The sequence below is a fragment of the Streptomyces sp. H27-C3 genome (assembly GCF_030063415.1).
GTDB lineage: Bacteria > Actinomycetota > Actinomycetes > Streptomycetales > Streptomycetaceae > Streptomyces.
Genome location: NZ_JASITA010000082.1, coordinates 1 through 11,442, shown reverse-complemented (window position 1 = coordinate 11,442; position 11,442 = coordinate 1). Strand labels below are relative to the sequence as shown.

Here is an 11,442-nt window from a genome sequence, read left to right as displayed (position 1 = left end):
TCCAGGTGCGGGAACAACACCCCGAACTTCAAGGCGAGTCGATCCCGAATCTCATGAGGTATTCCCATACCACGTCAACGAGCCAAATCGCCGGAAGCAACACGTTGAATCTCTGCGAGCCCTAAGCTGAAGCCCATGACTGACGTACGTGCTGAGCTGCTCCAGCAGATCAAGGACAAGGCCGTGGTGCACGGCAAGGTGACCCTCTCCTCGGGGATCGAGGCCGACTACTACATCGACCTGCGCCGGATCACGCTGGACGGCGTGGCCGCGCCGCTGGTCGGCCAGGTGATGCTGGACCTGGCGGCCGACCTCGACTTCGACTGCGTCGGTGGTCTGACGCTGGGCGCCGACCCGGTCGCGACCTCGATGCTGCACGCCAGTGCCGCACGCGGCGCGCGCCTCGACGCCTTCGTCGTACGCAAGGCGCAGAAGGCGCACGGCATGCAGCGCCGCATCGAGGGCGCGGACGTCAAGGGCCGTCGCTGCCTGGTGGTCGAGGACACCTCGACCACCGGCGGCTCGCCGCTGACGGCCGTCGAGGCGGTCCGTGAGGCGGGCGGCGAGGTCGTCGCCGTGGCGACGATCGTCGACCGCGGCGCCGCGGGCGCCATCGCGGACGCGGGTCTGCCGTACCTCACGGCATACCAGCTGACCGACCTCGACCTGGCCTGACCTGTGGTTTTCGGATGGGGTCGGTCGTTTCACGTGAAACGACCGACCCCATCCGCATGCCCGCCGGGCACGCGGGGTGGAGGACGGGCGAGAGTCTGGAAAGATGGGGGCGACGATGACGTCGCCCCCAGGTCAGGGACCAGTACGCACACCCGCACATCATTAGGAGCGGACAGATGCCCATCGCAACCCCCGAGGTCTACAACGAGATGCTCGACCGGGCGAAGGCAGGCAAGTTCGCCTACCCGGCCATCAACGTGACCTCGACCCAGACCTTGCACGCGGCACTGCGCGGATTCGCGGACGCCGAGAGCGACGGCATCATCCAGATCTCCACCGGCGGCGCCGAGTTCCTGGGCGGCCAGTACTCCAAGGACATGGTGACCGGCGCCGTCGCGCTGGCCGAGTTCGCGCACATCGTCGCCGCGAAGTACCCGGTCACGATCGCGCTGCACACGGACCACTGCCCCAAGGACAAGCTGGACACCTACGTCCGCCCGCTGATCGAGGTCTCCGCCGAGCGCGTGGCCAAGGGCCTCAACCCGCTCTTCCAGTCCCACATGTGGGACGGTTCCGCCGAGACCCTCGCGGACAACCTCGCCATCGGCCAGGAGCTGCTCGCGAAGGCCGCCGCCGCGAAGATCATCCTTGAGGTCGAGATCACCCCGACCGGTGGTGAGGAGGACGGGGTCACGCACGAGATCAACGACGAGCTCTACACCACCGTCGACGACGCGCTGCGCACCGCCGAGGCGCTGGGTCTGGGCGAGAAGGGCCGCTACCTGCTGGCCGCGTCCTTCGGCAACGTCCACGGCGTCTACAAGCCGGGCAACGTCGTACTCCGTCCCGAGCTGCTGAAGGACCTCCAGGCGGGCGTCAGCGCGAAGCACGGCCAGAGCGCGGGCAGTCAGCCCTTCGACTTCGTCTTCCACGGCGGTTCGGGCTCCACCGCCGAGGAGATCGCCACCGCGCTGGAGAACGGCGTCGTGAAGATGAACCTCGACACCGACACCCAGTACGCCTTCACCCGCCCGGTCGCGGACCACATGTTCCGCAACTACGACGGTGTCCTGAAGGTCGACGGTGAGGTCGGCTCGAAGAAGACGTACGACCCGCGTACGTGGGGCAAGCTCGGCGAGGCGTCGATGGCCAAGCGCGTCACCGAGGCCTGCGCGAACCTGCGCTCCACGGGCACCAAGCTGAAGTAGCGGCAGCTGTAGCTGTTCGCACCCGGGGCCCGCCCCTTCTCGCAGGGGGCGGGCCCCGCGTGCGTTTTGTCCTGCGCGGGGCGTCCCGGTCGAGGATGATCCTGGTCATGGACATCAGGCTGGGTACCCGCGCGGGGCGCTGGGTGGTGCTGACGACCGTCCTCGGCTCCGGCATGGCGATGCTGGACTCCACCGTCGTCAATGTCGCCCTGCCCCGCATCGGCCGGGATCTGGACGCCGACATGGCGGTCCTCCAGTGGACCGTCAACGCGTACATGCTGACCCTGGCGGGGCTGATCCTGCTCGGCGGGGCACTCGGGGACCGGTTCGGGCGCCGGAAGATCTTCGTGATCGGGGTGGTGTGGTTCGCGGTGGCCTCGCTGCTGTGCGGACTCGCGCCGAACGCCGAGATCCTGATCGCCGCCCGCGCGCTCCAAGGCGTCGGCGGGGCGCTGCTCACGCCGGGCTCCCTCGCGCTCATCCAGGCCTCCTTCCACCCCGACGACCGGGCCCGAGCGGTCGGTGTGTGGTCCGGGCTCGGCGGCGTCGGGGCGGCCGTCGGGCCCTTCCTCGGCGGGTGGCTGGTCGACGGCCCCGGCTGGCGCTGGGTGTTCCTGATCAATGTGCCGCTGGCCGCGCTCTGCGTCCCGGTCGCCCTCAAGCACGTACCCGAGTCGCGTGATCCGAAGGCGCACGGCCGCTTCGACGTGCTGGGCGCCGCGCTGGCGGCCGTCGCGCTCGGTTTCGTGACGTACGCGCTGATCGAGGCACCGGCGGGCGGGGCCTCCTTCGTCGTGATCGGCTCGGCGGTCCTCGGGGTCGTGCTTGGCGCGGTGTTCCTGTACGTCGAGAAGACGCGGACCGATCCGATGATGCCGCTCGCGCTCTTCGCGTCCCGGCAGTTCACCGCCATCAACGTGGTCACGCTGTGCGTGTACGCGGCGTTCAGCGGCTTCTTCTTCCTCACCGCGTTGCAACTCCAGGTCGTCGTCGGCTACTCCGCGCTCCAGGCCGGCACGGCGCTGCTCCCCACCACCGTGCTGATGCTGTTCCTGTCCGCGCGCTCGGGCGAACTGGCGCAGCGCATCGGCCCGCGCCTGCCGCTCACCGTCGGCCCGTTGCTGTGCGCCACCGGGATGCTGCTGATGCTGCGGGTGGGGGAGGGCGCTTCGTACGTCGCGGACGTGCTGCCCGCGATCGTGGTGATGGGCGCGGGCATGGTCACCCTGGTGGCCCCGCTGACCGCCACCGTGCTGGCCTCCGTGGACACGGGCCGGGCGGGCCTGGCCAGTGGGATCAACAACGCGGCGGCCCGCGCGGCGGGCCTGATCGCGGTGGCGGCGCTGCCGCTGCTGGCCGGGATGGGCCCGGACGCGTACCGCTCGGTGGCGGAGTTCGGCGCGACGTTCCGGCGGGCGATGCCGATGTGCGCCGGGGTGCTGGTGCTGGGCGCGCTGATCGCGTGGCTGACGGTGCGCAATCCGCGGCCGGGGGCGTGTGTGCCGCGCAGCCGGGTGAACTGCGCGGTGGCGGCGCCGCCCCTGGAGGAGCCCGACAGGGCCCCGCACGCGGAAGGCGGGCCCGCGGATCACACATTGCGCGGGGACCTGTGACACTGGAACTCATGGCCATCCACAAAGACCTTCTCGGGGGACCGCCCCCGGCCCACCTGCCCGACGATCCTGAGCCGCGCGAGCTGCTCGCGAATGGCGCCGCGCCGTCCGACGTCGCCGCGAAGTACCCGTACTCCTCGCTCGCCTGGGCCCAGCTCGCCGACGAGGCGTACGAGAACGGGCGGGTCGTCGAGTCCTACGCGTACGCCCGCACCGGCTACCACCGCGGCCTCGACGGACTGCGCCGCGTCGGCTGGAAGGGTCACGGGCCCGTGCCGTGGGAGCACGAGCCGAACCGTGGTTTCCTGCGCGCGCTGCACGCGCTGGCCCGCGCCGCGCAGTCGATCGGTGAGCAGGAGGAGTACGAGCGCTGCTCGTCCTTCCTGCGGGACTCCTCGCAGGAGGCGGCCGACACCCTCGGCTGAGCACGTGTCTTCGGGCAGGAGGCCCGTATCCGCGCGACCCGCGCCCGGATACGGGCCTCCTCCCGTTCCGCGGGTGGGTCACCGGTCCGACAGCCGGATAATCCTCGGTTTATGCTTCCGGCAGGGGACCGGGGCCCTCCGGAGCAATACGGACGGGGCGGACCGCTACCTGCAAGTTCGTGTCGAGGAGACAGGAATGTCGCACACCCCCGATGCCCCCGAAGCCGGTTCGGACACTCCGAACCTGGATTTCGCGGGCACGACTCCGTACGAGGACTACGTTCAGGCGGACGTTCTCACCCACCTCCAGCACACCCTCTCCGACGATCCCGGAGAGATGGTCTTCCTGGTCACCACTCAGGTGATGGAGCTGTGGTTCACCGTCATCGTCCATGAGTGGGAGACCGCGGCCGGAGCGCTGCGCGAGGACGATCTGCCGGTCGCGATGGCGGCGCTGAAGCGCTCCATGCGTGAACTTGAGGCGCTGAACGCCTCGTGGCGCCCGCTTGCCCACCTCACCCCCACGCAGTTCAACTCGTACCGCAGCGCGCTCGGTGAGGGCTCGGGGTTCCAGTCCGCGATGTACCGGCGGATGGAGTTCCTGCTCGGCGACAAGTCCGCGTCGATGCTCGTCCCGCACCGGGGCGCGCCGCGGGTGCACGCCGAGCTGGAGAAGGCCCTGCAGGAGCCCGGCCTGTACGACGAGGCCCTGCGGTTCCTCGCCCGGCGCGGCCTGCCGGTGCCGGTCGCCGTGCTGGAGCGCGACCTTTCGCGGAAGTACGAGCCCTCGCCCGAGATCGAGGCGATCTGGTCGCAGGTGTACGGCGGTGACCAGAACGGTGAACTGGTCCGTCTCGGCGAGGCGTTGACCGATGTCGGCGAGCTGGTGTGGCGCTGGCGCAACGACCACCTGGTGGCGACCCGGCGGGCCATGGGCTCCAAGGTCGGCACGGGCGGTTCCGCCGGGGTGGCCTGGCTGGAGAAGCGGGCCCGTAAGAACGTCTTCCCCGAGCTGTGGACGGCGCGCAGCCATGTCTGAGCCGACGGTCGACTCCCCACCGGTGGACCACCGTGCGAGGGCCGCGTCGCTCGATGCCGCCGACGAGCTCGCCAAGCGGCGCGAGCTGTTCGCCCTCGACGACGCCACCGCCTACCTGGACGGCAACTCGCTGGGCGCGCTGCCCCGGCATGTGCCCGGCCGAATAGCCGACGTCATCACCCGTGAGTGGGGCGAGCTGCGCATCCGCTCCTGGGACGAGAGCGGCTGGTGGACCGCGCCCGAGCGGATCGGTGACCGCATCGCGCCGCTCATCGGCGCCGGTCCTGGGCAGGTCGTGGTGGGCGACTCCACCAGCGTCAACGTCTTCAAGGCGGTGGTGGGCGCGACGCGGATCGCGGACCCGGCCAGGGACGAGATCCTCGTCGACGCGTCGACCTTCCCCACCGACGGCTACCTCGCCGAGTCGGCGGCCCGGATGACCGGCAAGCGGTTGCGCCCCGTCGACCCGGCGGACCTGCCGGGCGCGCTCGGCCCGCGCACCGCCGCCGTCCTCGTCAACCACGCCGACTACCGCACGGGCCGGCTGCACGACCTGCCGGGACTCACCGCCGCCGTGCACGCGGCCGGGGCCCTGGTCGTCTGGGACCTGTGCCACAGCGCGGGCGCGCTGCCGGTCGGGCTCGACGCGCACGGCGTCGACCTCGCGGTCGGCTGCACCTACAAGTATTTGAACGGCGGGCCGGGTTCGCCCGCGTATATCTACGTCGCCGAGCGCCACCAGGCCGCGTTCGACTCCCCGCTGCCCGGCTGGAACTCGCACGCCGACCCCTTCGGCATGACCCCCGGCTACGCCCCGGCGGACGGCGCGGCACGCGGCAGGGTCGGCACTCCCGACATCCTTTCCATGCTCGCGTTGGAGGCCGCGCTCGACGTCTGGGACGGCGTGTCCATCGAAGCGGTACGGGAGAAGTCACTCGCGCTGACGGATTTTTTCCTGGAATGCGTGGACACGTACGTGCCCGCGAACCGGGTCTCGTCGGTCACCCCGGCCGCGCACGCGGAGCGTGGCAGCCAGGTCTCGCTGCGGTGCGCGGCGGGCACGGACGCGGCAGAGGTGATGCGGGAGCTGATCGCACGCGGCGTGATCGGCGACTTCCGCCGCCCCGACGTGCTGCGTTTCGGATTCACGCCGTTGTACGTGGGCTTCGCGGACGCGGAGCGTGCGGCGCGGGTGCTGGCGGAAGTATTGGTGTAGGTGCTGGCTCGGGGACCGGTGTGACGGCTGATAACGTCCGGTCCGCTACCTAGATCAATTGGCCGTACGCACCGAAGGGTTGGTCCCCGCATGCCGGACCCCGCAGCCGAACGGGACGCTGCTGAGGCCGAGTCGGCCCTCTCGCACCCGGTCGTCGCACCGGATACGACGGTCGCGTACGGCGCGCACCCCGACCAAGTGGTCGATTTTTACTCGCCACGCAGCGGCCGGGCCGGCGCGCCGCTGGTCGTCGTGTTGCACGGCGGCGCCTGGCGGGCCGGGTACGACCGGCAGCACACGACGCCGTTCGTGGATTTCCTGGCCCGCCGGGGCTTCGCCGTCGCCAATGTCGAATACCGGCGCGGCACCGGACTGCCGCAGCAGGACGGGGCGGACCCGGTCGCGGGACGCTGGCCGGAGACGTTCGACGACGTGGCCGCCGCGATGGATCTGATGCCCGGTCTCGTACGGGAGGCGATCCCCGGGGCCGATTCGCGGCGCGTCGTCGTCACCGGCCACTCGGCCGGCGGCCACCTCGCGCTGTGGGCCGCGGCCCGCCACGAGCTGCCCGCCGGCTCGCCCTGGCGCCTGCCGGCCGCACCCGCGCTGCGCGGGGTGGTGGCGCTCGCGCCGATCGCGGACTTCACGGTCGCGCGGGAGCTGGACGTGTGCACGGGAGCGGTCGACCAACTGCTCGGCGGCAGCGAGCGGTTCGACGAGCGCGGGCCGTACGCGGATCCGGCCGCGCTGCTGCCGACCGGTATCGCCACCGTCATCGTGCAGGGCCGCACCGACATCGTCGTACCGCAGGCCGTCGCCGAGGCGTATACCGATGCGGCGGCGAAGGCGGGGGAGACGGTCGGGCTGACGCTCCTTGAGGACGTCGGGCACTTTCCGCTGATCGATCCGTCGGCGGACGCGTGTGCGGTGGTCGCGGAGGAGATCGAGCAGCTCGCGTACTGAGCGCGCGGTTCTCGTGCCGATGCGGACAGAAACTGTCCGCAAGGGTTCCTGCGGTGGGCTTGTCCGGCCGAGCAGAAGGAGCCCGAAATGACTTTTCTCGTCACCGGAGCAACAGGCAACGTCGGCCGTCAGGTGGTCGCGGAGCTGCTCCGCGGGCCCGCGCTGCTGACGGTGCGCGACAAGCTGCGGGCGATCGGCGCGGCGCGCGGCCAGGACGTCGGGCTGACCGCGCTGAGCGAGGCGCGGGCACTCGCGAAGTGGCAGGAGGAGGGGCTCCCGGCCGAGACGATCGAGTTCCTGCTCGACGTGTACCGGGACACCCCGGTCGAGGGCCGGACCGTGCTCGACACGGTGGAGAAGGTCACCGGACGCCCGGCCCGCACGTACGGCGAGTGGGCGGCGGAGCACGCGAACGCGTTCCGGCGCCGAAGTACGCCCGCAAGCACCGACGTACGTCGGCAAGCACTCCCGTACGCCGTACGGGATCCCTGGTGGGGGGCCTGTAGTACCTGGGACGGACGTGGGAAGTTCCCCACCGGGGCGGACGACCCCGGCAGTCCTTGCGCCTACCGTGCTGTACGTGACCGAGACAAAGAACCGCAGCCCCGAGCTTCGCCTGGCGATAGGGGCGCTGGGTGGCCTGCGCCAGGACCTGTTCCACAAGCCCTTCGACTACCGCCCGTTGCCACGGCTCCCGCTGGACAACGCGCTCGTCCGCAAGTTTCCCGGCCGGGTGCGCGAGTACGGGACCTGGGCGCCGCACGCGGTGGTGGTGGGCTTCGCGCTGCTCACCATGATGGTGGCGGCCGCCACAGGGACGAGCAGCTTCATCCAGGGGACCACCCTGCTGGTCGTCGGCCTCATCGCGGCCGTACCCATCGTGATGACCCTGTTCCGCCCGGTCCTGGCCTGGTGGTTGTCGATCGTCGCAACCCTGCTGTCGAGCAGCCTGGTGTCGGGCGCCGACAGCTCCGGGCCGTGGACCGAGAGCGCCTTCCTCGGCCACCTGGTGGTCATGGTCGTGGTGGCGGTGCGGACCCGGCCGCGTACGGCGGGGTGGATGTGGATCCTCACGGGGCTCCTCGGGTTCCTGCTGTCCGCCGACACCTACGGGGGCGCGGAGAACGTGAGCGGGATGATGCTGGTCTCCGCCTTCGCGCTGCTCGTGGTGACGGCGCTGCAGATCCGCCTCAAGGCCAAGCAGGAGGTCACCGCGCAGCAGTCGGTGACCGCCGTGGAGCGCGACAAGCGCACGCTCCTCGAAGAGCGCACCACCATCGCCCGTGAGCTGCACGACGTCGTCGCCCACCACATGTCGGTGGTGGCGATCCAGGCGGAAGCGGCCCCCTACCGGGTGGAGAACCCGCCGCCGGAGCTGGAGAAGGCCTTCGCCACGATCCGCGAGAACGCGGTGGCCGCGCTGACCGAGCTGCGCCGGGTGCTCGGCGTCGTACGGGCCGACGACTACGCGGCGCCGGATGCCCCGCAGCCGACGCTCGCCGAGCTCGACGGGCTCGTCGAGAACGTGCGGGAGGCCGGGCTGACCGTCGAGAAGACCGTCACGGGCGCGGTGCGCGAGCTTCCGCAGGGCGTCGAGCTGTCGGCGTACCGCATCATCCAGGAGGCCCTGAGCAACGCCCTGCGGCACGCGCCGGGCGCGTCCGCGAAGGTCGAGGTGGCGTACGTACTCGGGGGCCTGGGCCTGCGGATCGTCAATACGCAGGCCCGTGGCCTGGTCAAGCCGTCGCCCGGGGCCGGGCACGGCATCACGGGGATGCGGGAGCGTGTGACGATGCTGAACGGGGAGATGACCGCGGAGCCGACCCAGGAGGGTGGCTACGAGGTCGCCGCCTTCGTCCCCGTAGCCCCCGCAGCACCCGCCGAGCAGGAGCCCGTCGCGTGACCATTCGTGTGCTGATCGTCGACGATCAGATCATGGTCCGTGAGGGCTTCACCGTTCTGCTGAACGCGATGCCGGAGATCGAGGTCGTCGGCGAGGCGGTGAACGGCCGCGAGGCCGTCTCCCAGGTCGCAGCCCTGCGCCCGGACGTCGTTCTGATGGACATCCGGATGCCGGAGCTGAACGGCATCGACGCGACCCGGGAGATCGTGGCGGCCGACGCGGACGCGAAGGTGCTGGTCCTGACCACCTTCGACCTTGACGAGTACGTCTACCAGGCGCTGCGGGCCGGTGCCTCGGGCTTCCTGCTGAAGGACGCGTCGGCGCGGCAGCTGGCCGAGGGGGTGCGGGTGGTGGCGGCCGGTGAGGCGCTGCTCGCCCCGACGGTCACCAAGCGGCTGATCTCGGAGTTCTCCAAGCTCGCCGAGACCCCGCGCCCGCCCGCGCTGTCCCAGGTCGGCGAGCTCACGGAGCGCGAGACGGAGGTCCTGGTGCTGATCGCGCAGGGCCTGTCGAACGCGGAGATCGCCTCGCACCTGGTGGTGGCGGAGTCCACGATCAAGACCCATGTGAGCCGGGTCCTGGTGAAACTGGGCCTGCGCGACCGGACGCAGGCGGCGGTGTTCGCGTACGAGGCGCGACTGGTGACGCCCTCCTGAGGGCGGGCCCGGGACGCCCGGGCCCGCTGCGCGGGGCAAGTCCCCTACCCGCGCCCTTCCCGCTGTGACATTTTGCGGCGCCGGACGGGCTGAAGATGCGCAGCTTCCGGAACACTTTCAGCCTGTCCGGCGATTGAGGACACGCCCGCGGGGCGTCCGGGGTCCGGGGCTTGCCCCGGTTGTGGGAAGGGGCGGGTAGGGGAACAGCGCCGCAGGCAACCCGCACCCGGATCCGGCCGCGCAACCCGCACCCGCCCGGGCCGCAGGCACCCCGCCTCCGGCGCAACCCGCACCCGCCCGGGCCGCAGGCACCCCGCCTCCGGCGCAACCCGCCCCCACCCCCCGCACCACGGCCTTCCCGCGTTCCCGCCCAGCGCGTAGCGTCCCCGCATGGCCGCTCTCTTCGACCCGTCGTCGCCCGCATTCGTCGCGGACCCGTATCCCGCCTTCGCCCAGCTCCGGGCCGAGGGCCGCGCCCACTACAACGCGCCGACCCGGCAGTGGCTGATCCCCCGGCACGCCGATGTGTCCGCGCTGCTGCGCGACCGGCGCCTCGGGCGTACGTATCTGCACCGCTTCACGCACGAGGAGTTCGGGCGTACGCCGCCGCTCGCCGCGCACGAGCCCTTCCACACCCTCAATGACCACGGCATGCTCGATCTGGAACCCCCGGACCACCCCCGCATCCGGCGCCTGGTCTCGAAGGCATTCACTCCGCGGACGGTCGAGCAGCTCGCCCCCACCGTGCACCGGTTGGCCGCCAAGCTGGTCGACGAGCTCTGCGCGGCCGGTGGTGGCGACCTGCTGGCCATGGTCGCCGAGCCGCTGCCCGTCGCCGTCATCGCCGAGATGCTCGGTATCCCACCGGCCGACCGCCCGCTGCTGCGGCCCTGGTCGGCGGACATCTGCGGGATGTACGAGCTGAATCCCCCCGCGGCGGTGGCCGAGCGCGCGGTCCGGGCCTCGGTCGAATTCACGGCGTATTTGCGGGAGCTGATCGCCGAGCGGCGCAAGGACCCGGGGTCCGACCTGATCTCGGCCCTGATCGCCGCGCACGACCGGGGTGAGCGGCTCAGTGAGCAGGAGCTGATCTCCACCTGCGTGCTGCTGCTGAACGCGGGGCACGAGGCGACGGTCAACACGACCGCGGGCGGCTGGTGGACGCTGCTGAGCAACCCCGGTCAGCTGGCCGCGCTCCGGGCCGACCCGGAGGGTCTTTTGCCCACGGCCGTGGAGGAACTGATGCGCTACGACACCCCGTTGCAGCTCTTCGAGCGCTGGGTGCTCGACGACATCGAGGTCGGCGGCATCGAGATCCCGCGCGGCTCCGAGGTCGCGCTCCTGTTCGGCTCGGCCAATCGTGACCCGGCGGTGTTCGACCGCCCGGACCGGCTCGACCTGGGCCGAAAGGACAACCCGCACGTGACCCTGGGGGCGGGCATCCACTACTGCCTGGGTGCCCCGCTGGCCCGTCTCGAACTCGCCACCTCCTTCGGCGAGTTGCTGCGCAGGGCGCCCGGCCTGCGGCTGGCCGCGGAGCCGGAGCGCAAGCCGAACTTCGTGATCCGGGGCCTGAAGGAGCTGCTGGTTGAGCTGTGAAGTGACGCAGGGGCCGGCCGGGTGCCCCACCGGCCACCCGGCCTCGCTCCGGCCGGGCCGTCAGCTGATCATGTCCCGGCGCCGCAGCCCCCCCCCCCCCCCCCCCCCCCCCCCCCCCCCCCACAACCCCAGCACCCCCCCCCCC

11 protein-coding genes are annotated in these 11,442 nt (G+C 71.4%); 10 read left to right on the top strand and 1 reads right to left on the bottom strand.

Annotation, left to right across the window (positions count from 1 at the left end; genetic code table 11):
- Positions 1 to 135: 135 nt before the first annotated feature.
- The 7 genes from pyrE to QMK30_RS37510 all read left to right on the top strand — a co-directional run bounded on the left by pyrE (position 136) and on the right by QMK30_RS37510 (position 7,139).
- Positions 136 to 675 (top strand): orotate phosphoribosyltransferase, encoded by a 540-nt coding sequence (gene pyrE / locus QMK30_RS37540; RefSeq protein WP_283522822.1) that lies wholly within the window; start codon positions 136 to 138, stop codon positions 673 to 675.
- A gap of 176 nt (positions 676 to 851) precedes the next feature.
- Positions 852 to 1,883, top strand: coding sequence for a class II fructose-bisphosphate aldolase (gene fbaA, locus QMK30_RS37535; RefSeq protein ID WP_283522821.1), 1,032 nt, complete (start codon positions 852 to 854; stop codon positions 1,881 to 1,883).
- 107 nt (positions 1,884 to 1,990) lie between these two features.
- Positions 1,991 to 3,496: an MFS transporter gene (locus QMK30_RS37530; RefSeq protein WP_283522820.1), complete on the top strand. Its 1,506-nt coding sequence runs from the start codon at positions 1,991 to 1,993 to the stop codon at positions 3,494 to 3,496.
- 11 nt (positions 3,497 to 3,507) lie between these two features.
- Entirely contained in the window at positions 3,508 to 3,921 is a 414-nt protein-coding gene (locus QMK30_RS37525; protein ID WP_283522819.1) for a DUF3151 domain-containing protein, read from the top strand.
- 196 nt (positions 3,922 to 4,117) lie between these two features.
- Entirely contained in the window at positions 4,118 to 4,960 is an 843-nt protein-coding gene (locus QMK30_RS37520; RefSeq protein WP_283522818.1) for a tryptophan 2,3-dioxygenase family protein, read from the top strand.
- Positions 4,953 to 6,176: a kynureninase gene (gene kynU / locus QMK30_RS37515; RefSeq protein ID WP_283522817.1), complete on the top strand. Its 1,224-nt coding sequence runs from the start codon at positions 4,953 to 4,955 to the stop codon at positions 6,174 to 6,176. The genes QMK30_RS37520 and kynU overlap by 8 nt, the downstream gene beginning before the upstream one ends.
- A gap of 90 nt (positions 6,177 to 6,266) precedes the next feature.
- Positions 6,267 to 7,139, top strand: coding sequence for an alpha/beta hydrolase (locus QMK30_RS37510; protein ID WP_283522816.1), 873 nt, complete (start codon positions 6,267 to 6,269; stop codon positions 7,137 to 7,139).
- Between the two features lie 128 nt (positions 7,140 to 7,267).
- Here QMK30_RS37510 and QMK30_RS37505 read toward each other — a convergent pair whose 3' ends face one another.
- Positions 7,268 to 7,489 carry a hypothetical protein gene (locus QMK30_RS37505; protein ID WP_283522815.1) on the bottom strand — a complete coding sequence of 74 codons (222 nt, stop codon included), beginning with the start codon at positions 7,487 to 7,489 and terminating at the stop codon, positions 7,268 to 7,270.
- A 224-nt stretch (positions 7,490 to 7,713) separates the two neighbouring features.
- Between QMK30_RS37505 and QMK30_RS37500 the strand changes: the two genes are divergently transcribed.
- From QMK30_RS37500 to QMK30_RS37490, 3 genes are all read left to right on the top strand, one after another.
- Complete coding sequence (locus QMK30_RS37500) at positions 7,714 to 9,042, top strand: sensor histidine kinase (protein ID WP_502963308.1); 1,329 nt, start codon at positions 7,714 to 7,716, stop codon at positions 9,040 to 9,042.
- Positions 9,039 to 9,698 (top strand): response regulator, encoded by a 660-nt coding sequence (locus QMK30_RS37495; RefSeq protein WP_283522812.1) that lies wholly within the window; start codon positions 9,039 to 9,041, stop codon positions 9,696 to 9,698. Before QMK30_RS37500 ends, QMK30_RS37495 begins: the two co-directional genes overlap by 4 nt.
- Before the next feature lie 390 nt (positions 9,699 to 10,088).
- On the top strand, positions 10,089 to 11,297 hold the full coding sequence (locus QMK30_RS37490; RefSeq protein ID WP_283522811.1) for a cytochrome P450: 1,209 nt from the start codon (positions 10,089 to 10,091) through the stop codon (positions 11,295 to 11,297).
- Positions 11,298 to 11,442: the final 145 nt, after the last annotated feature.

Bases quoted from the DNA above. Each gene is read 5' to 3' on its own strand.
- pyrE (WP_283522822.1), top strand. From the start codon at position 136: ATGACTGACGTACGTGCTGAGCTGCTCCAGCAGATCAAGGACAAGGCC.
- fbaA (WP_283522821.1), top strand. From the start codon at position 852: ATGCCCATCGCAACCCCCGAGGTCTACAACGAGATGCTCGACCGGGCG.
- QMK30_RS37530 (WP_283522820.1), top strand. From the start codon at position 1,991: ATGGACATCAGGCTGGGTACCCGCGCGGGGCGCTGGGTGGTGCTGACG.
- QMK30_RS37525 (WP_283522819.1), top strand. From the start codon at position 3,508: ATGGCCATCCACAAAGACCTTCTCGGGGGACCGCCCCCGGCCCACCTG.
- QMK30_RS37520 (WP_283522818.1), top strand. From the start codon at position 4,118: ATGTCGCACACCCCCGATGCCCCCGAAGCCGGTTCGGACACTCCGAAC.
- kynU (WP_283522817.1), top strand. From the start codon at position 4,953: ATGTCTGAGCCGACGGTCGACTCCCCACCGGTGGACCACCGTGCGAGG.
- QMK30_RS37510 (WP_283522816.1), top strand. From the start codon at position 6,267: ATGCCGGACCCCGCAGCCGAACGGGACGCTGCTGAGGCCGAGTCGGCC.
- QMK30_RS37490 (WP_283522811.1), top strand. From the start codon at position 10,089: ATGGCCGCTCTCTTCGACCCGTCGTCGCCCGCATTCGTCGCGGACCCG.